This window comes from Anaerobacillus sp. 63XJN7_5_ISO-PGPR-S23-430 (assembly GCF_056173695.1).
The window spans coordinates 467,661-493,574 of record NZ_CM149686.1 but is presented as its reverse complement, the minus strand read 5'-3'; the positions used below and the strand labels follow the sequence as shown (position 1 = coordinate 493,574).

At 38.4% G+C, this 25,914-nt stretch carries 29 protein-coding genes; 14 read left to right on the top strand and 15 right to left on the bottom strand.

The window, feature by feature from the left end:
- The first annotated feature begins 87 nt into the window (after positions 1–87).
- From AC0VYJ_RS02640 to AC0VYJ_RS02620, 5 genes are all read left to right on the top strand, one after another.
- Complete coding sequence (locus AC0VYJ_RS02640) at positions 88–990, top strand: TIGR01777 family oxidoreductase (protein WP_475366458.1); 903 nt, start codon at positions 88–90, stop codon at positions 988–990.
- A 189-nt stretch (positions 991–1,179) separates the two neighbouring features.
- Positions 1,180–2,295: an amidohydrolase gene (locus AC0VYJ_RS02635; RefSeq protein ID WP_475366457.1), complete on the top strand. Its 1,116-nt coding sequence runs from the start codon at positions 1,180–1,182 to the stop codon at positions 2,293–2,295.
- Between the two features lie 280 nt (positions 2,296–2,575).
- Positions 2,576–3,130 (top strand): GNAT family N-acetyltransferase, encoded by a 555-nt coding sequence (locus AC0VYJ_RS02630; RefSeq protein WP_430241522.1) that lies wholly within the window; start codon positions 2,576–2,578, stop codon positions 3,128–3,130.
- A 180-nt stretch (positions 3,131–3,310) separates the two neighbouring features.
- Positions 3,311–3,424: a YfhE family protein gene (locus AC0VYJ_RS02625; protein ID WP_194220105.1), complete on the top strand. Its 114-nt coding sequence runs from the start codon at positions 3,311–3,313 to the stop codon at positions 3,422–3,424.
- A gap of 80 nt (positions 3,425–3,504) precedes the next feature.
- A complete protein-coding gene (locus AC0VYJ_RS02620) occupies positions 3,505–3,675 on the top strand; it encodes a YfhD family protein (protein ID WP_430241524.1) in 171 nt (56 codons plus the stop codon).
- 316 nt (positions 3,676–3,991) lie between these two features.
- Here AC0VYJ_RS02620 and rlmD read toward each other — a convergent pair whose 3' ends face one another.
- From rlmD to AC0VYJ_RS02590, 6 genes are all read right to left on the bottom strand, one after another.
- Entirely contained in the window at positions 3,992–5,398 is a 1,407-nt protein-coding gene (gene rlmD / locus AC0VYJ_RS02615; protein WP_475366456.1) for a 23S rRNA (uracil(1939)-C(5))-methyltransferase RlmD, read from the bottom strand.
- Between the two features lie 18 nt (positions 5,399–5,416).
- Positions 5,417–6,286, bottom strand: coding sequence for a DNA-3-methyladenine glycosylase family protein (locus tag AC0VYJ_RS02610; RefSeq protein ID WP_430241528.1), 870 nt, complete (start codon positions 6,284–6,286; stop codon positions 5,417–5,419).
- 141 nt (positions 6,287–6,427) lie between these two features.
- Positions 6,428–7,213 (bottom strand): delta-lactam-biosynthetic de-N-acetylase, encoded by a 786-nt coding sequence (gene pdaA / locus AC0VYJ_RS02605; RefSeq protein ID WP_475366455.1) that lies wholly within the window; start codon positions 7,211–7,213, stop codon positions 6,428–6,430.
- 144 nt (positions 7,214–7,357) lie between these two features.
- Complete coding sequence (locus AC0VYJ_RS02600) at positions 7,358–8,152, bottom strand: YfkD famly protein (protein WP_194220109.1); 795 nt, start codon at positions 8,150–8,152, stop codon at positions 7,358–7,360.
- 166 nt (positions 8,153–8,318) lie between these two features.
- Positions 8,319–8,921 carry a YczE/YyaS/YitT family protein gene (locus tag AC0VYJ_RS02595; RefSeq protein WP_475366454.1) on the bottom strand — a complete coding sequence of 201 codons (603 nt, stop codon included), beginning with the start codon at positions 8,919–8,921 and terminating at the stop codon, positions 8,319–8,321.
- 74 nt (positions 8,922–8,995) lie between these two features.
- The gene (locus AC0VYJ_RS02590) at positions 8,996–10,366 is read right to left on the bottom strand and encodes an MATE family efflux transporter (RefSeq protein WP_475366453.1); all 1,371 of its coding nucleotides are present in this window, start codon (positions 10,364–10,366) and stop codon (positions 8,996–8,998) included.
- 185 nt (positions 10,367–10,551) lie between these two features.
- Here AC0VYJ_RS02590 and AC0VYJ_RS02585 point away from each other — a divergent pair, with 185 nt between their 5' ends.
- The gene (locus tag AC0VYJ_RS02585; RefSeq protein WP_475367447.1) at positions 10,552–10,974 is read left to right on the top strand and encodes a pyridoxamine 5'-phosphate oxidase family protein; all 423 of its coding nucleotides are present in this window, start codon (positions 10,552–10,554) and stop codon (positions 10,972–10,974) included.
- 95 nt (positions 10,975–11,069) lie between these two features.
- On the opposite strand, the gene AC0VYJ_RS02580 is transcribed toward AC0VYJ_RS02585, so the two are convergent.
- Positions 11,070–11,459, bottom strand: coding sequence for an OsmC family protein (locus AC0VYJ_RS02580; protein WP_226616524.1), 390 nt, complete (start codon positions 11,457–11,459; stop codon positions 11,070–11,072).
- Between the two features lie 141 nt (positions 11,460–11,600).
- Here AC0VYJ_RS02580 and AC0VYJ_RS02575 point away from each other — a divergent pair, with 141 nt between their 5' ends.
- Positions 11,601–12,770 (top strand): MFS transporter, encoded by a 1,170-nt coding sequence (locus AC0VYJ_RS02575; RefSeq protein WP_430241536.1) that lies wholly within the window; start codon positions 11,601–11,603, stop codon positions 12,768–12,770.
- A 142-nt stretch (positions 12,771–12,912) separates the two neighbouring features.
- Positions 12,913–13,371, top strand: coding sequence for a TlpA disulfide reductase family protein (locus AC0VYJ_RS02570; protein WP_194220113.1), 459 nt, complete (start codon positions 12,913–12,915; stop codon positions 13,369–13,371).
- Positions 13,372–13,409: 38 nt separating this feature from the next.
- Here the strand turns inward: AC0VYJ_RS02570 and AC0VYJ_RS02565 are convergent, their stop codons facing one another.
- Complete coding sequence (locus AC0VYJ_RS02565; protein WP_194220114.1) at positions 13,410–13,871, bottom strand: VanZ family protein; 462 nt, start codon at positions 13,869–13,871, stop codon at positions 13,410–13,412.
- Positions 13,872–13,971: 100 nt separating this feature from the next.
- Here AC0VYJ_RS02565 and AC0VYJ_RS02560 point away from each other — a divergent pair, with 100 nt between their 5' ends.
- Positions 13,972–15,138, top strand: a complete 1,167-nt coding sequence (locus AC0VYJ_RS02560) for a class I SAM-dependent methyltransferase (RefSeq protein WP_475366452.1) — start codon at positions 13,972–13,974, stop codon at positions 15,136–15,138.
- Positions 15,139–15,285: 147 nt separating this feature from the next.
- Here AC0VYJ_RS02560 and AC0VYJ_RS02555 read toward each other — a convergent pair whose 3' ends face one another.
- Positions 15,286–16,083 (bottom strand): VLRF1 family aeRF1-type release factor, encoded by a 798-nt coding sequence (locus AC0VYJ_RS02555; protein WP_194220116.1) that lies wholly within the window; start codon positions 16,081–16,083, stop codon positions 15,286–15,288.
- 300 nt (positions 16,084–16,383) lie between these two features.
- Between AC0VYJ_RS02555 and AC0VYJ_RS02550 the strand changes: the two genes are divergently transcribed.
- Positions 16,384–18,297: a heavy metal translocating P-type ATPase gene (locus AC0VYJ_RS02550; protein ID WP_475366451.1), complete on the top strand. Its 1,914-nt coding sequence runs from the start codon at positions 16,384–16,386 to the stop codon at positions 18,295–18,297.
- A 39-nt stretch (positions 18,298–18,336) separates the two neighbouring features.
- Here the strand turns inward: AC0VYJ_RS02550 and AC0VYJ_RS02545 are convergent, their stop codons facing one another.
- The 6 genes from AC0VYJ_RS02545 to AC0VYJ_RS02520 all read right to left on the bottom strand — a co-directional run bounded on the left by AC0VYJ_RS02545 (position 18,337) and on the right by AC0VYJ_RS02520 (position 22,746).
- A complete protein-coding gene (locus tag AC0VYJ_RS02545; protein ID WP_430241544.1) occupies positions 18,337–19,161 on the bottom strand; it encodes a YihY/virulence factor BrkB family protein in 825 nt (274 codons plus the stop codon).
- Between the two features lie 22 nt (positions 19,162–19,183).
- On the bottom strand, positions 19,184–19,585 hold the full coding sequence (locus AC0VYJ_RS02540; protein WP_475366450.1) for a hypothetical protein: 402 nt from the start codon (positions 19,583–19,585) through the stop codon (positions 19,184–19,186).
- Between the two features lie 74 nt (positions 19,586–19,659).
- Positions 19,660–20,526 (bottom strand): fructosamine kinase family protein, encoded by an 867-nt coding sequence (locus tag AC0VYJ_RS02535; RefSeq protein ID WP_475366449.1) that lies wholly within the window; start codon positions 20,524–20,526, stop codon positions 19,660–19,662.
- The gene (locus tag AC0VYJ_RS02530; RefSeq protein WP_303533889.1) at positions 20,523–20,993 is read right to left on the bottom strand and encodes a low molecular weight protein-tyrosine-phosphatase; all 471 of its coding nucleotides are present in this window, start codon (positions 20,991–20,993) and stop codon (positions 20,523–20,525) included. Before AC0VYJ_RS02530 ends, AC0VYJ_RS02535 begins: the two co-directional genes overlap by 4 nt.
- A 2-nt stretch (positions 20,994–20,995) precedes the next feature.
- On the bottom strand, positions 20,996–21,397 hold the full coding sequence (locus tag AC0VYJ_RS02525; RefSeq protein WP_194220122.1) for a secondary thiamine-phosphate synthase enzyme YjbQ: 402 nt from the start codon (positions 21,395–21,397) through the stop codon (positions 20,996–20,998).
- A gap of 134 nt (positions 21,398–21,531) precedes the next feature.
- Positions 21,532–22,746: an EAL domain-containing protein gene (locus AC0VYJ_RS02520; RefSeq protein ID WP_475366448.1), complete on the bottom strand. Its 1,215-nt coding sequence runs from the start codon at positions 22,744–22,746 to the stop codon at positions 21,532–21,534.
- A gap of 241 nt (positions 22,747–22,987) precedes the next feature.
- Here AC0VYJ_RS02520 and ytvA point away from each other — a divergent pair, with 241 nt between their 5' ends.
- The 4 genes from ytvA (at position 22,988) to AC0VYJ_RS02500 (ending at position 25,840) form a co-directional block, all read left to right on the top strand.
- Positions 22,988–23,776, top strand: a complete 789-nt coding sequence (gene ytvA / locus AC0VYJ_RS02515) for a YtvA family blue-light photoreceptor (protein ID WP_430241554.1) — start codon at positions 22,988–22,990, stop codon at positions 23,774–23,776.
- Between the two features lie 157 nt (positions 23,777–23,933).
- Positions 23,934–24,683 (top strand): YwaF family protein, encoded by a 750-nt coding sequence (locus AC0VYJ_RS02510; RefSeq protein WP_475366447.1) that lies wholly within the window; start codon positions 23,934–23,936, stop codon positions 24,681–24,683.
- Between the two features lie 25 nt (positions 24,684–24,708).
- A complete protein-coding gene (locus AC0VYJ_RS02505) occupies positions 24,709–24,981 on the top strand; it encodes an acylphosphatase (protein WP_430241556.1) in 273 nt (90 codons plus the stop codon).
- A 67-nt stretch (positions 24,982–25,048) separates the two neighbouring features.
- Positions 25,049–25,840 (top strand): STAS domain-containing protein, encoded by a 792-nt coding sequence (locus AC0VYJ_RS02500; protein ID WP_475366446.1) that lies wholly within the window; start codon positions 25,049–25,051, stop codon positions 25,838–25,840.
- Positions 25,841–25,914: the final 74 nt, after the last annotated feature.

The window sequence follows — 25,914 nt, the reverse complement described above, 5'->3', positions numbered from 1 at the left end:
ATGAAGTTAAAGCATTTGATTAGAGGAATATGAATATGGGTAAAGAACTAGTAGAAGTATATCGCGTACGCTTAGGAGGAAGATGATATGAACATTGCGATTACCGGAGGAACTGGTTTTGTTGGAAGTGAACTAACAGACTCTTTTGTTAATGACGGGCATTCGGTATTTATTCTAACACGGAACCCTGCAAACAAACCTATAAAAAAAGGGGTTACTTATGTAAAGTGGCTTCAGGATGATGCTGAGCCAGAGAAGGACCTCCCAAAGATTCACGCCATCGTGAACCTTGCAGGCGAATCAATTAATAGCGGCCGGTGGACAGAAGAGCGTAAACAGCGTATTCTAGACAGCCGCATTTCGTCAACGAGAGAGATCATTTCCATCATTCAAAAACTTGATCATAAACCACGCGTTCTTGTAAACGCTTCTGCTATTGGATTTTATGGTTCATCAGTTGATAAATCATTTACCGAAAATGATACAGAACCTGGTTGTGACTTCCTGGCAGATGTTACACGCAAATGGGAAGATGAAGCAATGAAAGCACAGAATCATGGAGTTCGTACCGTTCTTGCGCGATTTGGTGTTGTCCTTGGCGAAGAAGGAGCCCTTCCTTTAATGACCTTGCCATATAAATTATTTATGGGTGGTAAACTTGGTGATGGACGACAATGGTATTCCTGGGTACATATTATGGATGTAGTTGGGATGATCCGATTTGCTGTTGATCACGATTCTGTCCAGGGACCATTAAACGTAACCGCGCCTGAACCAAAGAGAATGAATGATTTTGGTAAAACAGTTGGAGAAGTATTAAATCGACCTCACTGGATGCCTGTTCCTGAAGCACCTGTTCAAGCAGCTCTAGGAGAAAAAAGTGGGATTGTATTAAAAGGACAGTGCGTTCTTCCACAGAAAGCTAAAGAATTAGGCTATCCTTTCCGCTACATTAAATTAAAAGACGCATTAGAGAACCTGCTGGTCTAAACCAGCAGGTTTTTTTCAAACCCTCTCTTCATTTGAATAGTTAATGAAAAAGTAGTATTTCAATTAATAATCCTTCGGCATGTGCACCTTCGATTAGGTAGTATCGATGATGGATAATGGCTATAATGAATTAACTAGCTATTTTCGACGATGCATAGTTATAAAACTAAAGGATGATAGGTGAATAATGTGACGATATTATTTAAGCAAGCTCGAGTTTATCCAGTTTCATCACCATTACTCCCATGTGCTGATGTTCTTGTAAAGGACGGCCTTATTCATGAAGTCTCCCCCTCTATATCTGAAGAAGCTGATATGACCGTAATTGACGGCAAAGGTTATCATCTTTTACCCGGTTTCATTGATGCACATACACATGTTGGCCTTTATGACGAGGGCACTGGCTGGGCCGGTAATGATGCAAATGAAACCGTAGAAGCTCTAACTCCCCATGTAAGAGCACTTGACGGTGTAAATCCACTCGATGTCGGTTTTAAAGATGCGATTGCATTTGGCGTAACTTCTGTCCAAGTTATGCCTGGAAGTGCGAATATTATTGGCGGTATAACAACTGTTCTGAAAACGCATGGAAAGAACGTAGAGAAAATGATTGTCAGAGAAACCGCCGGTCTAAAAATTGCATTAGGTGAAAACCCGAAACGGGTTCATAGTCACTCCAATAATGATTCCATTACCCGCATGGGAATTATGGGCCTTCTTCGAGAAGCATTCTATGATGCTGGGAGATCTAATCAGATCGAGCATCCACGAATTTCACCCATTATTGCAACACTAAATCGTGAAATTCCTGTTAGAATTCACGCTCACCGTGCAGACGATATATTAACGGCTGTTCGATTTGCCAGGGAGTTTAATCTTGATCTCAGAATTGAGCATTGTACAGAAGGGCATCTTATTGCAGATGAACTTAGTGGACAAAACCTTAAAGTAACTGTAGGGCCTTCTATGACGAGACGTTCGAAAATAGAATTAAAGAATAAAACTTGGGCGACTTATGGTATTCTGAATAGCCACGGGATTGAGGTGTCAATCACAACAGATCATCCATACGTTCCTATTCAGTACTTAAACATTTGTGCAGCGCTTGCTGTTAGAGAAGGGTTAAGCGAAGAAAAAGCGATTGAAGGAATTACACTAAATCCCGCTAGAAGCCTTGGAGTAGAACACCGAATTGGAAGTATAGAAGTTGGAAAAGATGCCGATTTAGTGCTCTGGTCTAATCATCCATTCCAGTACGATGCCCGTCCAATATTGACGATGATTAACGGGGAAATTATTCGTTAAAATCGCTTAAATTTCTTGTCACATAGACACTTACAATAACTTTACATTTAGAAGTGAAAAATACGCAAAAAACCAGTATCTTTTTTTAAATAAATCGAGTATGATACTTTTGTAATTACAATAAAATGAACTAACAACTTCATATCTGAATATGGGAAGGCAATTGGTGCGCCACCAGCAGTGACTGGTCCTAGTGGGTTCGATTCCCACCCCGAATAATAATTCAACATACTATTATTCGAGGGTGGGGATAAGTCTGCCCTCGACAGGAGGGAAACTCATGATTAAACATCGTGACCTGTCGGAATGTCATATGCTATTTGACTTGATGGTTGACCCAGCTGTCTTCCCATTCGTACGTCATAAAGCAAGCTCTTACGAAGAATATCTATTCTTAACAAAACAACTTATTGAAGCTGAGGAGCAGGGAGAATTAATTTCTAGGACCATTCTTGATGAATGGGGTGCACCTATTGGTACAATTAATTTGTTTGATATTGAACATCAAACTGGCTTTCTTGGAACGTGGATTGGTACCCCTTACCACGGCAAAGGTTATAATCAAATCGCGAAAGAAGCTTTCTTCAATGAAATGTTTTTTGATAAGCAAATTCATACAATTTTCATGAGAATTAACAAGGATAACATTCGCTCTCAAAAAGCTGCAGAAAAAATCCCTTATGTCGAGAAAGCTAATGAGAAATGGCCTGAAGTTTATAAGCAAATTAATAATGGAGAGAAATCATATCATTTATATGAAATTGAACGCGATAACTATCATCTTCATGTCATGCGTGAAGGTACAGAAGCAGTTGAAGTTCAATTAGAAGCATAAGTTCCTGTTAAAGGAACTTTTTTTATTGTTATTATTGCCTTATTTCTATTGGTTTTTTTCTATAGAGTGCCATAATCCACAGTCTTACTATCGGCGACCGGTCATTGCTTTTATCCACATGTGCATAGAACTTTATGTGATGGCAATGCTAGTAGCATCTTAAGGAAAAGAGGGATTATTGTGGATAAACGTAAAGGCAGAGAAAATAAGGAAGCAAAAATGACGCTAACGAAGACCCAAGATGTTCTTTTTGGAAGAGAATTCAAACGTGCTGACCGAGCTGGGCATAAATAAAGACGAATAATTAAACAAAAACAAGCCATTCTAATGAGTGGAGAGATCTTCTCCAAACACATTTACAGGAGCTGATTAAGATGGCAAAACGTCCAAATTTTTCAGAAGGTAAACAAAAGCGTCAAGCTAAAAATCCAATTCCATCAGCACAAAACCAGGATGTAGAATTCGCAAATGAATTCGACACCGCTGATGCGAAAGCAGCAGAAAGATCTAAGGCTGCAAACCAGCGCGCGAAGAAAAACAAATAACCAAAAAGGGGACCGTATCGGTCCCTTTTTGATTTCAGAAAAAAATAGCGATTCAGAAGTTAACAAGAAAGTTATGCACAAGCTGTTAACAATGTGCATAACGTGTTATCTTTCCCTTTTTAAAGCACATTTACTATAAACAACTCTTTTTGTTGATAACCTCGTATTAACTTGTGGATATTGTTGATAAACTTGTTAGTAACGCTATAAATACCTATTTATATTGTGCATAAGTCTGTGGAAAGTGTTAATGACTGTATTTAGCTTCCAGTCGGAAGTGATTAACTACTTCCACTATCCATAAATAAGCTTGTAACTATTTCTTATTCCCTGTGTTTCTTTTAAAAACAGACACTACTTCAATATGAGAGGTTTGTGGAAACATATCGACTGGCTGTAAATGCTGAAGCTCATATCCCTTTTTCATTAAATAGGAAGAATCTTTTGCAAGCGTTGAAGGATTACAAGATACATAAACAATTCGATCTGGCTTTGCTTTTACCATCGTAGCTAATAACGTCTCATCACAGCCAGTTCTCGGTGGATCTACCACAATCACGTTTGGTTTGAACCCTTCTTTTATCCACTTAGGAACGACCTCTTCTGCTTTACCTACATCGTAAGTCATCTTCTCCTGAAAACCGTGACTTTTAGCATTCTTTCTTGCATCATCAATCGATTCTTTAATGACATCCATCCCTCTGACTTCTCGCGCATTATCGGCAAGCCATAATCCAATCGTACCTACTCCACAATAAGCATCTATAATGTTTTCTTTACCAGTAAGCGCAGCAGCTTTTTTCACTTCATCATAGAGGTGAACAGTTTGCGTGGGATTTAGCTGGAAAAAGGCACGAGCAGATAATTCGAAATTTAAATCTCCTAATGATTCCTCTATTACTTCTTCCCCATCTAATACGAAGGTTTTATCACCGAATATTAGGGATGTTCTCTGCCCATTTACATTTTGAATAACCGACTTCACTTCAGGAAGCCTTTTCCTCACTTCTTTAATAAGTAATTCTTTCCGCGGAATGTTCTCTTCTGAAGTGACAAGCACTAATTGAATTTGTCCCGTTTCAAATCCAACTCTCGTTACGATTGTACGAACTAGCCCCTTCCTCTTCTTTTCATGATATATCGAAATATTTAAATCCTCGAGTATCTTCACAACTTGACGAGTGACTCTATTTGTTTCCGGGTGTTGTACTAAACAGTTTGTCAGTTCAACAAGCTCGTGTGACCCTGCTCCGTATAATCCTGCAATGACTTTTCCCTTTTGCTTTCTTACCTGAAGCTGACTTTTATTTCGATAGTTCCAGGGATCTTTCATTCCAATTACAGGCTTTATCGTTATATCCTTTTCACCCAATTTTGCATGTCGTTCAAACGACTGAATCACAATATCCCGTTTTTCACGAAGTTGTGCCTTATAGCTTAAATGTTGGAGCTGACATCCTCCACACTCTTCATATACCGGACATGGTGGAGTGGTTCTGTCATTCGATTTTTTTCGAAGCCTTTTTATTTTTGCTTCAGCACGATTTGAAAAAACCTTTGTGACTTCAGCTGTAATTTCTTCTCCTGGTAGTGCTCCCGGAACAAATACCACTGTCCTTTTAAAAAAACCGACGCCTTCTCCATTTATCCCCAATCGTTTAATTGTTAAAGGAATTGTTTGACCGTTCGTAAGCCCTGTCCCTTTCACATTTTTGTTATCCAAAAATATCTCTCCTTCTACTTAACCGCTTAAGCTTTCCCATAAATACATGGACACATAGCTTGAATACGGAGACCATTTCTCTTTATACTTAGCGACTTCTTCTTTCGTAGGCTTTGTTGGTAATTGAAACCATTTCATAATGGCATTTTGGATCCCAACATCACCTGCAGGTAATATATCTTTCCGTCTTAGTCCAAAAAGCAGTACACATTCAACTGTCCATGGACCAACACCTCTTATAGGAAGCAGTTCATCATATACTTCCTTAGTTGTTAATTTGTAAAGATTCTCTAAATCAAGCGCTCCTGATACAATCTTTTCAGCAATCCCAATCACATATTCAGCTTTTCTTTTGCTAAATTGTAAATCGCGTAATTCGTGAACAGTTAAACGACTAACCACCTCTGGTTTAGGATAGAACCACACGCCGTCCATTTCAGTTCCATAGCTTGTCACAAAACGATAGGTCAACGTATACGCAAACTTCATATTAAGCTGCTGATGAATAATATTCTTCAGTAGTGCACAATAAGCGTCAGGCTCACAAATAATTGGCATACCGAGGTAATTATTCATTAATGATCGAATATTTGTTTCTTTTAATACTGATGAGATCCCTTCAATGTCCATATGAAAGTCAAACATTTGACTAATCTGAGTAATCGCTTGTTCCTTATTACTTACATCATATCCGTATATCTCAAAGCAAGGGTATTTACGATTTCCAGTTGATTGAACTGTATATACGGCTTTTTCATTATTAATAATAAGAGGAATCTTAAATTGTTGCCTGTGACCATCGATATACTGAAGCGGATCCATGCTCATTCTTTGGAAAAGTCGATCTACGTCATATGGCGCTTTAGGATATAATTTCTCAACCCACATCATAACGCCTCCCTTTCTTAGGTCGTCTATATTATCGCAAATCCAAAACAGGATTACTAGTTACAGAATAGTAAGTCGTCCTTTCTTCTTTCTTCTTAAATCACGCAAAAGACTGCCATTTCTGGCAGCCTAGAATATTTATTAAGGAATAAGCGGTTCAGGAATTGTTTCAGTTAGGACAAGGTCATCCAAACTTTTAAAGGTATACCCGTCTTTCTTTAAATCCTTAATAACTTTCTGAAGAGCTTCAGCGTTATCTTTTGAGACTGTATGAAGAAGCAGTATCGCTCCCGGGTGAACTTGTTTCATAATCGAATCATAAGCATACTGACTCCCCTTTTGCTTATCCGTTTCCCAATCTTTATAGGCAAGTGACCAGAAGATGTTACGATACCCCTCTTCGTAAGAAATAGCGAGTGACCTTTCGCTAAAAACCCCACGAGGTGGTCGAACATACTGCATCGTTTCATCTCCAGTTAATCGGGTGTACTCCTCCTTCACTTTTTTTAATTCAAGTCTTATCTTTTCATCAGAAATGGCCGTCATATCAGGGTGACTCCAGGAATGATTCCCAACGATATGTCCCTCTTTTACCATTCTCTTAACGAGATCTGGCTGGTCCTTTAAGTAATGACCGGTAACGAAAAAAGTGGCAGGTACATCTTCTTTCTTTAGAACATCCAAAATATCGTCAGTAAACCCATTCTCATACCCATTATCAAATGTCATATACAATTCCTTCTGATCCGTTCGACCAATGAAGTAGCTGTCGTAGGGCTTTAGTAATTCCTGAAATTCAGGCTCTGTTGTGGCAGGTGCATGATTTTCACTTCGTTTAAAATACCAATCATGAGACGTGTTATCTATCGCATAGGTTCCCGTCACTGTTCCAATAAATATAACGATCGTCATTACGAGTATCCTCATTTAATCCCTCCTTTGTCTGTCCCCTTATTTAGTGTGTGAAGTTTGCACTGTTTTCTATCCTAATTCCATCTCTTTGGCTAAGGAAATTACTTCCTCGAACCGAATACCTTGTTATCCTCATAAGAAAACCAGCATTTCTGCTGGTTATTGTCGCGTATTAAATTCAAAACTAAGGTAGTCTTGAACCGGGATCCATGCACCAATTCCTTGCTGAGTCACGTTACGAACCTCAAGTTTCATTTTGCTTCCTTTTAAAACAAGATAAACTTCTCCATATGTTACTGTCCCTTTTTCATTTACAGCAGGAACATAGCTCGTTAAAGTACCATAGTTCTTAGCTCCCACATTATACACATTACCTTTTTTAGTATCTTTCCCAATCATTGTTTGAAAAGATAAAGAGAGCTTCGTTTTTTCAGAGGCCTTCATCATCATCATCTTCTTCACGTCTTCACTATCAGGAATTGAGGCCGTTAATCCACCATTCACCTTCTTCTCTTCCTCTTGGCGATACGTCATCTGAATTGGACCACTTCCACCTCGATTATCTACCCGATTTATATTTGCCTGCTTGTATTGCCAGTTAATATTTGTTTCTGCAGAATCATAATTCAACGCCCACTTACCTAGATAAATACTCGCACGATAACCGATCGCTAGCTTAGACGGTGAAATCGAAGAATCATTTAAAATCTGAATCAATTCAGGATTAGCAATGGGGACATCTGCAGATCCTGTTAACTCCTTCGTCAACTCACTCGGCTGCAAGGTAGGTAAATCCTGTGCGGGATTTGGATAAGTGTTTTCTTTCGAAATATTAACCGTAGAATCAGGAACTTTTAGCGATTGATCTTTCCCCGCTTTCTGCCCTTCTGCGGCTAGTGTGTTTAGAGGTAGAATAACAGCTAGAATAACGAGCATTAACAAGATTTTCTTCATACAAACTTCTCCTTTGTTAGCATTCATTTAAACGAATGGCTTCAAACTCTTATCAGTATTTTTTTCTAGAACCATCCGTTTTATCCAACAAATTTAGATATTAAAAGCGGAAACGAACGTTTAGAGCCGACAAGCGCTAGACATTTCCCACAAAAAAAATGAACGCTTAAGCGTTCATTTTCTCAAAAGTAGGATAGAAAAATTGGACAAGAGGTCCGATGCCAAATGTAATGGCAATCGTGCCCACACCAATCGGCCCTCCTAAAAGCAATGCAGCAAGTAGCGCAATAAGTTCACCAGCCGTTTTCGAAGTTCGAATGCTTAAACCGGTTCTATGATGAATCGCAAGCATTAAACCATCGATTGGGATCACCGCAAATTTGGCTTGAAGGTATATCGCAATACCAAGGCCGATGAATATCATTCCTATTATAAAAACCGCATAAGCAAGGAATACGTCCGTAATCGTCCAATTTGAAAATAACGTAAGTAGCCAAAAATCAATAAACAAACCTGTTACGATAATCGTGATAAGAGCAAAGAAATCTGGCCAGGCTTTCATCAGAAGCGCATTGACTATAATCAAGATGACTCCAACGAGGATTACCCAGGTCCCAACCGTAAAACCGATCTTCTCAGATAATCCTACGTTAAGCGCATCCCAAGCTCCTGCTCCGATATCAGATTTAATTGTTAATGTTATTCCAGCAGTTAATACGAAGAGCCCTATTACATAAAATAAGAATCGTTTTATTTTCACTGACCGCATCCTCTCTTTTACTATATCCTTTTCATTGTAACGTACGATGTAGTAAAAAGACGACACTTTCTAAGCCATTCCTTTTAAGCCTTACTTTGACTTGAGTCTTCTTCCTTTTGCTGATCGAATAATTCTATATCACGCCATTTTCCATAACGGTAATACCCAATAGCAAATACGCTCGAGATAATAAAGCTTACTCCTATACCGTACGCAATCCCTTCTGCTCCTAACCATTTTGAAAAAGCGTAAGTGAGCGGAACGCGAAGGATCCAGAATGAAATAATATTAAGTATAAGCACCTGAACCATAGCACCGGCAGCTTTAACCACTCCATTTAAAACAAAATTAATACCAAGAAACGGATAGAAAAAGGCAACGGTTTTTAAGTAGTTCTCACCGAAAGCAATTGTCTTAGGATCATCAATAAAGAGACGGATCATTGATTCAGCTGATAAAAAGATAATAGCACTAATTGTAAAAGAAACGGCAAGGATTAAAATAATCCCATTCTTAGATATCGCTGAAACCCTTTGCCACTTTCCAGAGCCAATGTTCTGTCCAGCCATGCTATTTACAGCGGCTCCAAGAGTAAACGCCGGTAACATGATAATGCGATCAAGTCTTTGCGCCGCACCAAAACCTGCAACAACTTGTGTACCAAAACTTGCAACAATCCCCATAATCGCCGTCACTCCCGCTGAAACAGTCATCATTTGTAAGCCAGCAGGAATTCCAAGCTTTGAAATACGTTTAAGTTCTTTCATGTCTGGCAGGTGGGGAACAGTAAACGGAATTTTAGACTTCCAGATAGAATAAACCACACCATATAGAAATGCTGAGCCTTGAGAAATAATCGTTGCATATGCAGCGCCTTCAATTCCCCAGTTGAAATAAGCAATAAACAACGGATCCAGTGCAGTATTTAAAATTACAGCAAAAAGGACAAATCGAATCGGAGTTTTACTATCCCCTAGAGCTCGTAATACTGTGCCGATAAAGTTATAACCAAATAAAAAGAGAATGCCTAAAAAGTTAATTCGCAAGTATACTTTCGTACTTTCAAATATCTCATCCGGCGTTCCAAGGAATTTAAGAATAGGGTCAGTAAAGAGGAAGCCAATAATTCCAAACGCAACCGATAAGATCGTTAAAGCGACAACAAATGCATTTAGCGACTCGACTAATCCCTTTTTATCAGATGCTCCTTTCCGCTGAGACAGTACTGTTAACGTTGCACTATTCACTCCGATGATGAAGGAGAGAACAGTAAAAATGACGGGAGCTGCAATTGAAATAGCGCCAAGTGCATTTGAACCGAGTAAGTTACCAACCCAAATGCTATCTATAAATTGATAAGACGTTTGCAGTAAATTAGTTAAAAAAATAGGCAATGAAAAATAAACCATTTGCTTCGTAATGTTACCTTGAGTAAAATCATAGCTCTTGTTCATCTGATTACCTTCTTATGTTCAAATTAGAATCTACATATGGCTATACCCCTAGTATCTGAATGAAAAACGAAGGAATGCGCTAAAAGCTCCCGTAGTAAATAATGGCATATTATCGCGTTTTAGAATTCGAGATTAGAGGAAGATTAAGATTAGAGTTAAATTCGAAAGGAGAATTTGTAATGGCAATGTCTCAATCAGAAATTAAAAACAAGGTACTAAGCATCTTTGATTCTCACTATGTAGGAACACTTAGCACAGTGAAGGAAAATAAGCCTCATTCAAGATTTATGACGTTCTTCCACGATGGACTTACACTAATGACTCCAACTAGTAAGGAAACTCATAAAGTAGAAGACATCGAGCAAAATAATAACGTGCACGTTTTGCTTGGATACGACGGCGAAGGTTGGCATGACCGTTACGTAGAAGTACAAGGTCACGTCACGATAGATGACTCAAAAGAAACAAAAGAAAAACTATGGGGTGACCAGCTGAAAAAATGGTTCGATTCACCAGAAGATCCAAACTATGTCGTTCTCAAAATCACTCCGGATACAATTCGTTTAATGAATGAGGGTGAAAACACACCAGAAACACTTGAGTTATAAAATAACCTCCCATTAGAGGAGTTTTACTACGCATAGATAGGTAAAATAAAAAAACGAAAAAAAGGGCCACTGCGGTGACCCTTTTTTTCGTTTCTTTATTTTGATACAATCTCGAAAGTTTCCTTCAATTCAATGCTTCCCAAAACAGACTGTGCCATTGAACAATGCTTTTTCGTTAATTCAAGCGCTCTTTCTACTTTCTGCTCGTTCAGCTCTCCAACTAGTGTGAAATGAAGATGAATTTCTTCAACACGATTTGCTTCCTTTTCATTACGAGTGACATCTGCTTTTATTTGAATATCTTCATAGTCCATTCGCTTTTTATCAAGAATTTGGCGTAACACACCACCACTACAAACTGCTATTGATGAAACAAGTAGTTGATATGGACGAAAACCAAACTGCTCGTCCCCTGAAATATGAAGCGTTCCATATTCAAAATCAGCTGTAAAACCAGTTTCTTCTTTCTTCATGTTAAATTCCAACATGACCACTCCTTTACTAGACGTTGTCCTTATTTTAGATCAGCTTTTAAAAAAATGCGAACGGTGGCTCTTTTCACCCCATTCCATTAAAATAAGCACTGATAAGAATTTCCTTTTTTGGCTAATTGGAGTGTGAACAAATTGTTTGAATCAAACCGTTACCGATTTCTGATTCTTATTTCAATCGTTTTTATTTCTGGGTATTCTCAAGGGATGCTGCTTCCTTTGTTATCTATTCTTCTAGAGGAGGCAGGCGTATCGTCTAGCATGAATGGACTTAATGCTTCGGCTCTTTACATAGGGATCCTTTTTGCCTCACCCTTTATTGAGAAACCCGTTCGAAAATATGGTTATAAACCAGCTATAGCCGTTGGACTTCTGCTTGTAATTGTTTCAATCACGCTAATACCTATATGGCAGGCCTTTTGGTTTTGGTTCATTTTAAGGATCATTGTCGGAATAGGAGATAACCTTCTTCATTTCGCAACACAACTTTGGATTACAACAACGACCCCAAAAGAAAAAAGGGGAAGAAACATCGCCATTTATGGATCTGCATTTGGACTTGGTTTCGCTGCCGGTCCCCTCTCGACTATTCTAGTTGAGTATTCTATGTACCTTCCATTTTTACTGGCATCAGGCATTGCTATGGTGACATGGTTGATGCTGACAAAAATCAAAAATGAGTTCCCTGATCCATTGACGCACGGTTCTGAACGAGTTCTATCTAAATATGCGCGCGTTCTGAAAGTTGGCTGGGTAGCCCTCTTACCTTCTTTCGGATACGGATTTCTTGAAGCATCTCTTCACGGTAATTTCCCTGTGTATGCACTTCGGAACGGAATTGATATAAAATCGGTTTCGATTTTACTTCCAGCCTTTGTGATCGGAAGTCTTGTGTTTCAAATGCCTCTTGGCGTTATCAGTGATAAATTTGGTCGGAAAAATATCTTACTCGTTAGTATTTTTATTGGCTGGGTTAGTTTTTCGTGTGCGATCTTCACCACATCAGTACCAATACTTTTTATCTTATTTTTCCTTGCAGGCATGATGGTTGGATCTTTATTTTCACTGAGTATTACCTACTTGGCCGATTTGCTACCAAATAGTCTTCTCCCAACCGGGAACATTCTAGCTGGCATATTTTTTGGCATTGGTAGTATACTCGGGCCCTATCTTGGTGGAGTTTTCATTGATTGGTTTACAGAAGGAAGCATTTTCTATGCGATTAGCGGGATGCTACTCTTCTTATTTACAGCAACAGCCGTTCATAAGAAACCCGAACCACATGCTCAGTATTCTACATCGTGAGTAAAGAAACCTTTTTATAGCCATCTTAATAATATAATACATGAACCCTTTTCATTGACTTATGATTTATATGTACTATAATAAGAATTGTGATTATCTGATAATGATTATAATTAATTCCGAACAAAGGAGTCGATACAGAATGAAACTACGCGAAGAAATGCCTGAACTAGAAGGCGCAAAAGAATGGTTTAACGGAGAAGTTAAGAAGAGTGACCTCGTAGGTAATAAACCACTTACTCTTATTCACTTCTGGTCCATTAGCTGTGGTCTATGTAAAGAAGCTATGCCAATGGTTAACGAATTCCGTGATGAATATAGTGAAGATATGAATGTTATTGCTGTTCATATGCCACGCTCTGAAAAAGACCTTGACCTTGAAGAAATTAAACAAGTAGCTGATCAACACGATATTAGCCAACCAATCTTCGTTGATAGTGATCACAAATTGACAGACGCATTCGAAAATCAATATGTACCTGCCTATTACGTGTTTGATTCAGAAGGTAAACTTCGTCATTTCCAAGCAGGCGGAGAAGGTCGTAAAATGCTTACAAAACGTATTACTAAACTTCTTGATAAAGCGAAGAAAGAAGACTAAATAACGAAATGATAAAGAGGCAGCGCAAGCTGCCTCTTTTATTTTGTCTTTTTCATTTTCCTATATAATGAAAGCACTATGCGATAGGCACCGTAGCCTACGATAGCTCCAAGAGCATTTAAGAGAATATCATCAATATCAAATATACGGTGAGCGACAAAGTACTGCAATAATTCAATAACAGTACTCGTTGAAAAACCGATCAGGCCAATAATCAGCACAGACTTTCCTTTTTTATAAACTAGCGGTGTTAAAAATCCTAGCGGCATAAACAACATAATATTTCCAATAATATTTTTTAAGATGAGCCAGTAGCTTCCGCTTTCCCACATTAACTTTATACTATCGAACAAAACAAGGTTAACTGATTTACCATATGGATAATAATTATAAATAAACAACGTCGCATAGAAAAGCGCAAGTAAGTAGATACCTAAAGCGAAGGACCCACCCCTCTTCACCCATTTCTGCGTTGACACACCTTCATTCTGAGTCTGCATATCCTACGTCTCTCCCTATTCTTCAGATGCCTTATGGGCTGTCTATATGCTATAGTATTCTATACAAAATATGTTCATGTAACAAAATTGAGGTGGAAAAATGCCAGAACTCCAAGAAAATGTCTTAAAGAACCTTTCTTCAAACCTAAACAATTATAACATTCCTTTTTTCTTTATAAATGAAACAGCTCTTTGGCTTCAAGGAGCAGTCGATGCCCCTCATTCTATAGCCGTTTCGATTCAATGGGATGCTTTTGAGTCCGTCGTAGATGATTTCAATCTTAAATACGGAGTAGCAAAACCCGATTACACTTCCGAAACTGCTTACGCTCTTTATGTGATCGATGAGTGTCCGGTACGAATTGAGTGCACATACAACACCGTTATCCGCACGAACCCTTATCTCATTGAAGTCTCACTAGGAGAACAATCAGTTCAATGCCTTTCACTCTATTACTATCAGAAGCTTCCAGAATGGCGGAATATAATTGATGCTCACCTAAAAGAAATACAAGAGAATGTGACAGCCCAGAATGCAAAATCTTGGAATCAACAAACTTACGAAGCATTGCTTAATCGATTTGGAAAACCTGAAGAAGCCGCAACAAAATTAAAAGAAAATCCAAAATCACGTCTTAAATCACTTCTACCGTATCTTCCTTCACTACAAGGAAAGAAAGTAGCCAACTTAATGGGATCACATGGTATGAAAGCGACAGCAATGAGTTTACTTGGTGCAAATGCAACAGTCATCGATTTTTCCTATGAAAATGAGCGATTCGCCAAAGAAATTGCAGAAGAGTGTAACGTGGACCTCTCCTATTATGTCACTGACATTTTAAAAATGAACCATGATCTCGATAGAAGTTTTGATATTATTGTTATGGAACTGGGGATTTTACATTACTTCCTTGATCTTCACCCTCTCTTCAAGGTTGTTTCACGTCTCTTGAAGCCAGAAGGCACCTTTGTAATCCAAGATTTCCATCCTATATCAACAAAGCTTATTTCGTCTAAAGGAAAGAAGCATAAAGTTGATGGTAACTATTTCGATCCGACAATCCACAAAACTAAAGTTGCTTTTGAGAAGCATTTAACGAACGAAACAGCAGAAAGCCTGGTGCTTCAGCGTAAATGGACACTTGGTGAAATTCTTACAAGCATTGCTGATGAGAACCTTATTATTAAACAGGTAACAGAGGAACCGAATATTAAGCTCCACGACAGAGGCATTCCGAAAATTTTCACTGTTAAAGCTGTCAAATAGCCCTAATATAATAAGGTAATGTTCATGAACATTCTAGATTTTTGCTCGTTCTGTGATGACCAATTGAATGAGTCAAAAATCGAGAAGCAACAGTGGAAGCTAACATAGCTCATAATAATAAAAGCACCCTCAAGGGTGCTTTTATTATTATGAGACTAGCGATTCGATCACTTCATCATCTCGCTTATCAGAATAATTCTTACCAACTACTGTAGCTTCCTTATTCATTAACTCATTTAATTCGCTTGCTTCTTCTTTTTCACCAGCCACGTAGATTTTTTCCCACTGCTGAGTTTTTGCTTTTTTATCAAGCTTTGCAGCCATCGATTTGTACCATCTTTCACGATTGGCTTTTACTCGATCTTCATATAGCTCTCGCTGTGCTGTACTTCCATTTCCAGAGATATTCTCATTTCCCGTTGTTCCCTCGTAAATTCTCCAGTTATCCTCGTCCGGATCCCAGGCATATTCTTCACTTTTGGTTAGAAAACCAAGTTCAGTTTCAATAATCCGAACATAATCATGATGGACAAGCACAATACCAGTATTTGGATAGTTGTTTTCAAGTTCTTCTACTACTTCTAGTTGAGGTTCTTCTTCCCAATAAAGGTTCGTTTCGACTGGAACTTGCGTACGCTCTACGAACCAAATCTGATCATCTGAAGAAGCAATAATAATAAGTCCGCGTTTTAAATCATTTTCTATACGATTAAGCTCATCTTGAATTTTCTCTTTTACTTTTTCATATTTTTCAAGATCTTCTTTATTATCACTTTGCTTTAAGTATTCCTCGAAATTTCGAAATCCGTTTTTCAATTGAATTTTCCATTCACCATTTTGTCGGTCCGCATCACGACGATCCGTATTTAAATACAGAGTAAACACTTTATCAGGCTTTTGGACACGAGCATGTTTCAGTTGTTCTAGCTTTTCTTTTAATAGCATTGTACTCCTCCTCATCTTTTCTTTGTTACAAATTCAATTCCCTGTTCATTCCCATTTTTAAACATAAAATCATTCCGCCCAATTGTTCTTTTTCTTATAGTCAAGATGAGAAGCATGTGATAGAATAAAATTATTAAAACATGATAATTATTCTAATCTACATGAAAAACATTCTCAATTCGATTTAGATAACTCCGTATTATCAGCTTTCTAATGCTGTGACCACTTTAAGTGGTCACAGCATTGCACGTTTAGTAAGGGAATGAAGATGACTATTATTCTCAATTAGAAAAAGGAGGAATGATAATGGAACAGGCAAATATTCAATCAAGTACTTACACTTCACATACTTCTTTCTGGTGGAATACTTTGAAACGTCATGGGGAGCTAACTGCTGCCCTAATAAGCGGATTAATCATCGCCTTTGCTTGGATCATGGAGGGCGCATTTTCACCTTCCGTTGAAGCTAGTCTCTATATCACGGCATTTGTTATTGGCGGTTTCGCTAAAGCAAAAGAAGGAATAGAAGACTCGTTTGCTGAGAAGGACGTGAATGTTGAGCTTCTTATGATCATCGCAGCGATCGGTGCTGGTAGTATTGGGTACTGGACTGAGGGAGCCATACTTATATTTATTTTTGCATTAAGTGGTGCCCTTGAAACCTATACATTGAACAAAAGTGAACGAGAGCTTCAATCTCTGATGGAAATTCAACCAGAAACCGCAACCATTATTTCAAACGGTTCTGAAATGGTTGTACCTGCTAGTTCGCTGTCTGTAGATGACGTTATTCTTATTAAACCAGGAGAGAGAGTTCCTGCAGACGGATTAATTATGAAAGGGCAAACTTCTCTGGATCAATCTGCAATTACCGGCGAGTCTATTCCTGTCATTAAACGAATGAATGAGGAAGTATTTGCTGGAACGTTAAATATATCAGGACATTTAACCGTTAAAATGACAAAGAGTAGTGAGGACACCGTCTTCCAAAAAATCATTGCCCTTGTTCAAGAAGCCCAAGATCAAAAAGCACCATCACAGCTGTTTATCGAAAAACTTGAAGGCTGGTATGTCAAAATCGTATTACTAATGGGCTCTTTACTTATGATCCTTCCCCACTTTCTTTTTGGATGGACGTGGGATGAAACGATCTATCGTGCTATGGTTTTTCTAGTTGTTGCTTCTCCTTGCGCCCTAGTTGCATCCATTATGCCTGCTACGTTATCGGCTATATCAGCAGGTGCACGAAATGGCATCCTATTTAAAGGCGGGGTTCATCTCGAACAACTAGGCTCCATGAAAGCTGTTGCACTTGATAAAACGGGAACATTAACGGAAGGTTCTCCAGTAGTTACAGATGTTTTCACTCGTTCAGATATGGATGAGACGACATTTATGAACATCGTAGCCTCTATCGAACGGCAGTCGACACATCCACTTGCAAAAGCCATTGTTAATCATTCAGGATCACATAACTGGCTTGAACCTGAGGAAATGATGGATCATTCTGGATGGGGTGTTGAAGCGAAAATTAATGGAATCAGTTGGAAGGTAGGGAAGTTAGATTTCTTTACTGATAAGGATGGATTTGATTCTTTTCAAGAAAAGTACGCCCAGTTGCAATCAAGTGGGAACACCATTGTACTTGCTGCGGATCAACATGGTTTTGCTGGTATGATAGCTTTAAAAGATAAAGTACGAAGTGAATCGCCAGCAATGATTAAAGCGTTGAAAAAACGCGGGATTGAGCCTATTATGCTGACAGGAGACAGTGAACAAACAGCAAAGGCGATAGCAGAAGAAGTTGGCATAAAAACCTATTTCGCCAATTGTCTTCCAGAAGATAAAGTAACCCACATGAAAGAATTAAAGAAAAAATATGCAACGGTTGGCATGATTGGGGACGGCATTAATGATGCACCTGCTCTAGCGGTTTCTGATGTTGGGATTGCTATGGGACAGGGAACAGATGTAGCTCTTGAAACGGCAGACGTTGTTCTAATGAAAAATGATCTTGGAAAGCTTACTCGAGCCGTAAATCTTTCTAACCGATTAAATCAAATTGTAAAACAAAACGTGATCTTTTCCATTGCCGTCATACTCATCCTTATTGCATCTAATTTCTTTCAATTCCTCACTCTTCCATTGGGAGTCCTCGGTCATGAAGGAAGTACCATTCTTGTTATATTAAATGGATTACGCCTATTAAAATAACAAAAGCCCAATAGATATAGCAGCATATCGCCGCTAGCTCTATTGGGCTTTTTTCCTGAAATAATTTGAGGTCGCGTTCACTTCGCCTCCTATGATAATCACAAGGCCAGTGAGATAGAACCAAAGCATAAGGGCAATAACCCCTCCAAGACTTCCGTATGTAGCAGAATAGTTGCTAAAGTTATTGATGTAGTAGGAAAAGGCTAATGATACAAGCTGCCAAGCTACCGAAGCAAACACAGACCCTAGCAACACATCTTTATAATTTAGCCGTTTATTTGGAGCATAGTAGTAGATAAACATAAAAACCACAATCATAATGGATAGGCTTAAAGTCCACCGGATGATCGCAAACATAAAACTTAATGATTCAGGTAATTCAAAGAACGATACAAAAAAACGCCATAGCGTTTCCCCAAATACGGGTAAAACGAGTGCCACAACGATTACAAAGATCATCGCTAACGACAATAGAATCGATAATCCTCTCGCTAGTAAAAAATGTCGACTTTCCTGTACGTTATATGCTCGGTTAAGTGACTTAATGATCGCATTGATTGCATTAGATGCTGACCAAATTGTTGCGATAATCCCAAATGATAAAAGGCCTTTGCGTGCTCCATCTTCGAGAATAAGATTTTCTTGAATGGTCACAAATGATTCCGAAGGTGCGTATTGCGCAATTAAATCAAGAATTTGATCCTGAGAGAAATCAAAATGAGTGAGGAGGGTAATCGCAAAGATCAGAAACGGAAACAGCGATAATAAAAAATAGTAAGCAAGCTGTGCCGATAAGTCGGTTACTTGGTGTTCTTTTATTCTTGAAAATAGCTGTTTCGAAAATTGCCCTAATGATGCATCCACCATATACCCTCCTGCGGCTCAATTAATGTGTCAATTTATCGTTAGTGTTGCCAGTTAATTCTTCACCAGCTTCCACAACTCTCGAGCCTATTTCTTTAAGATCGTCCTGTGTTTCTTTGACAAGATTAAACGCTTCAACCGAACTTTCTTTCAATCCATTGAATTTCTGAGACAGGGTTGAAATGTCATCTTGTACTTCCTTCATTAGCCCGCTTGCATCATCTACGGTTTGCTTCCATTTATCCGTATAGTATGATGGATTATTCTTAACATCACGCAAAATAGTGCCTGCTTTTTTTGATCCGTTTTGAATGGATTCTCTCGTTCCTCGATCGAACAGTGAAATAAGTGCGCCTGCTAATCCACCAATAAGGACTGCCTTAAACAGTTTATTTTGACTACCGCCTGAATATGTCTGACCCATTTGATTTCCTCCTTGTTATATAAAGATGCGATTTAATTCCCTTTATTCACGCTTATGAAACGCCTTTATAACATTCAGAGTGTGTACTTTTGCAGTATTCGATCTACCGCACTTCCATAGCTTTCCCCAAATAAGATCAAATGAACAAGAAGATAATATAACTGATAGATCGGAATTCGATCCTCAAATTCTTTCTCTAACGGATAATCAGCTTCATATTGCTCGTAGAACGTTTTTGAATAACCACCAAATAAATATGTAAATGCGATATCTACTTCTCGGTCACCAAAATAAACAGCAGGATCAATTAAATAAGGTTGCCCATTCTCACCATACAACCAATTACCACCCCAAAGATCACCATGTAAAAGTGAAAAAGATGGTTTATGTCCTATGATTGAATCAAGCCTCTGGCGGAGTTGGGTTAAGCGGCGGTCACGCTCCCTTGAGATCCTCCCCTTTTCAATTGCTAGCTCCTGCATGGCCCCAAGACGCAAATCTCTGTAGAACGTAACCCAATTGGAAGAAGGGCTGTTTAATTGAGTTAGCTCTCCTATAAAATTGGGCTCATTCAGACCAACCTGATTGGAATGCTGTTGATGCATTTTTGCAACAAGACTACCTAGTCTCCGATCGCCTGTTTCATCAGATGGTTTGGTACGAATCCATTCCATCAGAAAAACCATTTCTGTTTCATCACGCCCCTTAAGTAGAAGGGGATTTGGTACCATCAATCCATTATTCCGTAATCGTTCAAGGCCTTTTTTCTCAGCTAGAAAAAATTGTTCAGAAGCTGTTTTATTTATTTTCGCAAAGTATTCCCGCTCTTTCGTTCGAACGTAAAATGCCTGATTTATCGAGCCTCCTAAAACAGGCTGCATATCGACAATTGAAGTTCGATCACCTGTTTCTACAATCGCTTTTTCAATATCAAGCTTCATATGCCCTCTTCATCTCTAATATGTTCAAGTAATTTTGAACAGCCCTCTTCAACCATTTGGTAAACTTCTTCAAAATTCCCTTCAAAATAAGGATCAGGTACATCTTCAATCTCACTTTCGCTTACGTAGTCCATCAATCGTGAAATTGAGCTCGATGAGTTCATTCCCGCCATTTCATGAAGTTCTCCAAGATTACTTGCGTCCATTGCAATCACATAGTGAAATTGAGAAAGATCGGCTTCCTTCACTTGTCTTGCTTTCATTCCATCCACTGAAATTTGTTGCTTTAAAAGAATTTCCCGAGTTCCCTCATGAGGAGGTTCTCCTACATGCCAATCACCTATACCAGCTGAATCAATTTCAATCTGATCCGATAATCCAGCTTGTGCTACTTTCGACCTTAGGACTGCTTCCGCCATTGGTGAACGACAGATGTTTCCTAGACAAACGAATAAGACTCGGATCATCGTTATCCCTCCATTGTTTTGATATAAACGGTACGGTTACGTGGGCCATCGAACTCACAGAAATAAATGCCTTGCCACGTGCCAAGAATAAGACTACCCTCTTCTACAATGATCGTTTGCGATGCACCTACTGTACTTGTTTTAAGATGAGAAGCAGAGTTTCCCTCAGCATGTTGGTATTTTTCGTGCTCCCATGGATACACTTCATCTAATCGCATAAGCATATCGTGCTTTACATCTGGATCAGCATTCTCATTAATCGTAATACCAGCCGTTGTATGAGCGGAATAGACGAGAACAGTCCCCTGTTTAAGATTCTCATCACGGATAACCTTTTTAACCTCTGAGGTAATATCAATCATTTCATCTCGACGATTTGTTTTAACAGATATTTTTTTTAGCATCTGATCCCTCCTATAGCTACTATCTTACTACTACCCTTAAAAGCCTCTTTTCACTCTAGTCTTGCCACAAACTTTCTATATGACGCAAACCACGTGGAACAATGACTTTCTACGGAGCTTGTATTCACCACTCTCTAGTAGTCATCTCGTTCATAAAGATAGAGGTATGGTATATCTAGAAACAAGTAATAAGATTCATTTATAGGATAAGAGTAAGTCCGGATGAGCTCATTTGTTTCAATATCACTATATAGGTCAGACAATATCCCAACCTTTTCATGCTTCATCCTCACGATATTTTCGAGAAAATATGGACGCCAGCTCCAATTATCGCCTTCATATTCAGGCTGAAACTCCCACCCTCCTTCTCCATTTCTATAATAGTTAGACGAAACTTGATGACCGTCTTCATCACAAATGTAGCCTCTAAAACAAGCTTCACCAAGTGAATGGGCAGCTTCAGCTACCATCGTATTCCAATCATTTTGCCTGCTCCTTTTTATGTGCTGCTGCAAATGACGATTAAAGTCTTGAGACAGCTCATAAAGCGAGAGAAGACGCTTTCTCTCATGCGTGATAAAATGTTGAAATTCATTTGTTAACAAAAATTTATATTGGTTAACATCAAGATAATCTGCTCTAGGCTTACCAAGATAGTATCCCTGATAATAACGCCCGCCGTTCTCCCATGCATATTTTAGCTGACCTACTCCTTCAATTCCTTCAAATAGTAGAGTTGAACCAATTTTTCTTCCTAACATAGATAAGGCATACAAAACTTCTCGATATTCTGGAGGCATACCTTTATCTTTCAAATTCAATAAACCAACCTTAATAATATTGGGATTAAGAATAGCAATTTTTTCAATATTACTCATCGTATTACCTGCATGGCTAACAGCTACTTGTACACCAAGACTCTTATAATACGTAAGGATATGCTGAAGAGTCTGTAATGCTTCATCTTCAATATCATAATCAGAAACCTCTATGACAATTTGTTCATAAGCGATCCCCTTATTCGCATACTCTTCAAGATCGTTTGTGAATGTTTCACCATGGTCATAAAGAAGGTGCCTGGCACTCGAATTAAAGAATAGGCTCTGACCGTTTCCGCGCTCTAAAAGAATATCAATCGCTTGACTTCGAATATGTGAATCAATTTCTAATATGTACTCTTCAGGTATAGACTGATCTTGAAAAAAGAATCCGAGACTATCTATTCCTTCTTCTGTTCGAATTCTCCCGAGAACTTCATACCCGATAATTTGCTGCTTATCAGCACTAACAATAGGCTGGAAGTATGGGAAGATCTCTTCTTTTTTTCCCATAACATCAAGTGCATCCATTACATAACCCCTCCCGTTCAATCAAAATAAATACTTTTATTATAGCATGAATACTAAATATCCTTTATATCTCTATCTTATTTGTCTGATTTTTTCAGTTTATTATCTGAACATTTTTATAAGCTAGTCGAATAAATGGGTTTTCATTGGTTTTTCTACGAGAGCGATTTATACTAGTAGTACCATTCAATTTAAAAGGTGATGATCAAATGAGAAATATGACGTCATGGAGCTGTAAGCTATGAAAGTAAACAAAGAACAGCTTAAGCGTATGAAAAGAAATGAATTCGTTAGAACAGCAATAGAATATGTAGATACAGGAGTCGTCATTACAGATCCTGAGCTTCCCGATAATCCAATTGTTTATACAAATGAAGGTTTCGAGAAATTAAGCGGATATTCAACCGATGAAATTATCGGGAATAATTGTCGTTTTTTACAAGGAGCGGATAGCGATAAAGAAACGGTTGCTCAATTACGTTCCGCTATTCAAAATAAAGAGAAAATCAAAGTTGAAATCAAAAATTATAAAAAAAATGGAGAGTTCTTTTGGAATGAACTCCAAATTTACCCAGTCTACTTCGAAAGTGAACATCAAACATTTTTTGTAGGGGTACAGCAGGATGTTACTAAACGCAAAATGGCCGAAGAACGATCTGAACATTATTTCGAACAGGTGAAACGTTTATCCACTCCTATCGTTCCAATTGACCGTAAAGTCTCGATCGTTCCAATAGTTGGGCACATTGATGACGAACGAATCGATCTCATTCTAAAGAACGTAAGTGCCCATATTCAGAAGAGCGGAGATGAATACTTAATTATCGACCTTTCTGGTGTCAGCCATTTCACTTCTGAACTTCATAAAGGAGTCTATCAACTCCATCAGCTCATTAAGCTAATGGGAGCTGAACTAATGCTAACCGGAGCTAGACCTGACTTTGTCTTAGAAGGTGTACAAGCTGACTTCTCCCTGTCTTCCGTCAAAAGCTTTCCATCTGTTCAGCACGCTCTCATTACAATCAATTAAAGGATTGAACTGAGCTAGCCATTTAGTGGTTTTTCTTCATCAAAATACTATGAACAGATTCTTTAACAATCTCAATAAATGGAGCCAAAAGCTTTCGAATAAACGCTTTTGGCTTTTTTATAATAGCTTACTTGATTAGAATAGAGGTTTTTTAGGAATGGAAACTTTTTTCTCCTGGTCGACAGACAACCGCTTTGCTCTTTTTTCTTTTCCTCATCTATCAGCGTTGTTTACTTTAGGGATTATGATGTTGCTTATCTTTTGCTTCAAATCAGTCTTAAAAGAAAATCGTGCAAATCTTGCGATGCGAATAATGATTGCCACTGCTTTATTACTGTCAGAGGGGAGCTTTCATCTCTGGTTTATTTACTATAGCGAATGGAGCATTACTACGACTTTACCTCTTCAATTAAGTAGCATTTCACTTCTTTTATCTGTTGCTCTTCTAATAACAAAACAGAGGGGATTGTTTGAAATAACTTATTTCGTAGGGACTTCTAGCGCCCTACTCGCCATGATCACCCCTGATCTTGGCTTCTATTCTTATCCACACTTTCGATTTTTTCATTTTTTTGTAGCTCACGGCGGGATTGTTCTAACATCATGGTTATTTATTGCCGTTGATAAATATATCCCCTCCTATCGCTCAATATGGACGGCCTTTACTACTCTGAATTTATATGTAGCTGTGTTATTTGCAATCAATCTTAGCATCGGTTCAAACTATATGTTCTTAATGAATAAGCCGCATAGTCATACCATTCTGGACTACTTAGGACCATGGCCATTATACTTACTTTCACTCGAAGGCATTACCATTATCGCCTTCCATCTTCTTTATCTTCCGTTCTATATACTGAAGAGCAACTCGTTTAATAGAACAACAAATAGGAAAAGTACTATATAGGACTACTTTGAAAGGATGAAGCCAGATGAAACGGTATCATTATATTGTTAAAGGAAGAGTTCAAGGTGTAGGATTCCGAGCATATACACAGCAAAAAGCAGCCCAATATGGCCTTACTGGCTATGTCATGAATCGAATGGATAGCTCTGTTGAAGTGGAAGCACAAGGAGAAGAAGCCACTATGACCCAATTTCACTCTGCACTAGAATCAGGTAGCCCCTATTCCGTCGTTGATAACGTGATTATGGAAGAAAAAGAAGTCAATGAGAATGAAAGGTCTTTTACTATTCGTTATTAATAGGCAATTGGTATGCTTTGAATTATAATATTATTAATATGTTAGTTAAATTTGCGGAGGTAATGAGTTGGCAGAAACGACTTTTTTTTCACATAGTGAGACAACAAGGGCGCTTAATAGTTTAGGCGATAATATATTTGTATGCGATTTAGATTTACGTATTGTGTGGTTTAATGAACGTGCAGAAATGCTACTTAAGTCACTTATACCCTATTTACCTATTAATCACCCTTCAGAACTAATCGGGAAAAGCATTGATGAGTTCCATCAAAATCCTTCACACCAAAGAAACATTTTGCTCTATCAGTTGCCATATGAAAGTACCATTACCTTATTTGACCGATTTGCAGCTAGTATCGTTATTTCTGAATACCTTAACGAATCAGGTGAAAAAACTGGTTATCTACTTGTCTGGCGCGATGTAACAGAAAAGCAAAAGGAGCTTCAGGAAAACAAAAAACTTGTTAGTGAACTATCTTCAGCGATTATTCCAACCATTATTGATAATGCTATCCTTATTCCTCTCATCGGCACCATGAATGAGGAAAGGTCAGAAAAGCTTATTGACAACACATTAAATTATTGTGCAGCTAACAATACGGATTATGTTCTGCTTGACTTCTCTGGGCTATCTGAATTGAATGCGAGCTCGGCACAAGCCTTATGCGAGACGATGACAAAGTCGCTCTCTTTGATGGGCATTCTTGTCGTTTATGTGGGAATCACGAAGCGGGTTGTGCAATGGTTAATGAATCTTGATCTTGATCCAAAAATTCCTACATTTTCAACGTTTCGTCAGGGTATTAACCATGTTGTTAATCTTGAAGGATATTCACTCATATTGAAAGAACGTTACTAGAATCACTAATATCACTTATCTTGGTGAAAGAAAAAGGACTTCCCAAACATGATAAGTTGGGGAGTCCTTTTTCT

Coding starts and splice junctions, on each gene's coding strand:
- AC0VYJ_RS02565 (WP_194220114.1), bottom strand. CDS start 13,871: ATGCAGACTCAGAATGAAGGTGTGTCAACGCAGAAATGGGTGAAGAGG.
- AC0VYJ_RS02525 (WP_194220122.1), bottom strand. CDS start 21,397: ATGCTAAAAAAAATATCTGTTAAAACAAATCGTCGAGATGAAATGATT.
- AC0VYJ_RS02585 (WP_475367447.1), top strand. CDS start 10,552: ATGTCTCAATCAGAAATTAAAAACAAGGTACTAAGCATCTTTGATTCT.
- AC0VYJ_RS02590 (WP_475366453.1), bottom strand. CDS start 10,366: ATGAACAAGAGCTATGATTTTACTCAAGGTAACATTACGAAGCAAATG.
- AC0VYJ_RS02600 (WP_194220109.1), bottom strand. CDS start 8,152: ATGAAGAAAATCTTGTTAATGCTCGTTATTCTAGCTGTTATTCTACCT.
- AC0VYJ_RS02505 (WP_430241556.1), top strand. CDS start 24,709: ATGAAACGGTATCATTATATTGTTAAAGGAAGAGTTCAAGGTGTAGGA.
- AC0VYJ_RS02570 (WP_194220113.1), top strand. CDS start 12,913: ATGAAACTACGCGAAGAAATGCCTGAACTAGAAGGCGCAAAAGAATGG.
- AC0VYJ_RS02510 (WP_475366447.1), top strand. CDS start 23,934: ATGGAAACTTTTTTCTCCTGGTCGACAGACAACCGCTTTGCTCTTTTT.
- ytvA (WP_430241554.1), top strand. CDS start 22,988: ATGAAAGTAAACAAAGAACAGCTTAAGCGTATGAAAAGAAATGAATTC.
- pdaA (WP_475366455.1), bottom strand. CDS start 7,213: ATGAGGATACTCGTAATGACGATCGTTATATTTATTGGAACAGTGACG.
- AC0VYJ_RS02535 (WP_475366449.1), bottom strand. CDS start 20,526: ATGAAGCTTGATATTGAAAAAGCGATTGTAGAAACAGGTGATCGAACT.
- AC0VYJ_RS02555 (WP_194220116.1), bottom strand. CDS start 16,083: ATGCTATTAAAAGAAAAGCTAGAACAACTGAAACATGCTCGTGTCCAA.
- AC0VYJ_RS02550 (WP_475366451.1), top strand. CDS start 16,384: ATGATAATGGAACAGGCAAATATTCAATCAAGTACTTACACTTCACAT.
- AC0VYJ_RS02595 (WP_475366454.1), bottom strand. CDS start 8,921: ATGCGGTCAGTGAAAATAAAACGATTCTTATTTTATGTAATAGGGCTC.
- AC0VYJ_RS02630 (WP_430241522.1), top strand. CDS start 2,576: ATGATTAAACATCGTGACCTGTCGGAATGTCATATGCTATTTGACTTG.
- AC0VYJ_RS02620 (WP_430241524.1), top strand. CDS start 3,505: ATGGCAAAACGTCCAAATTTTTCAGAAGGTAAACAAAAGCGTCAAGCT.
- AC0VYJ_RS02520 (WP_475366448.1), bottom strand. CDS start 22,746: ATGGATGCACTTGATGTTATGGGAAAAAAAGAAGAGATCTTCCCATAC.
- AC0VYJ_RS02560 (WP_475366452.1), top strand. CDS start 13,972: ATGCCAGAACTCCAAGAAAATGTCTTAAAGAACCTTTCTTCAAACCTA.
- AC0VYJ_RS02640 (WP_475366458.1), top strand. CDS start 88: ATGAACATTGCGATTACCGGAGGAACTGGTTTTGTTGGAAGTGAACTA.
- AC0VYJ_RS02530 (WP_303533889.1), bottom strand. CDS start 20,993: ATGATCCGAGTCTTATTCGTTTGTCTAGGAAACATCTGTCGTTCACCA.
- AC0VYJ_RS02610 (WP_430241528.1), bottom strand. CDS start 6,286: ATGTGGGTTGAGAAATTATATCCTAAAGCGCCATATGACGTAGATCGA.
- AC0VYJ_RS02540 (WP_475366450.1), bottom strand. CDS start 19,585: ATGGGTCAGACATATTCAGGCGGTAGTCAAAATAAACTGTTTAAGGCA.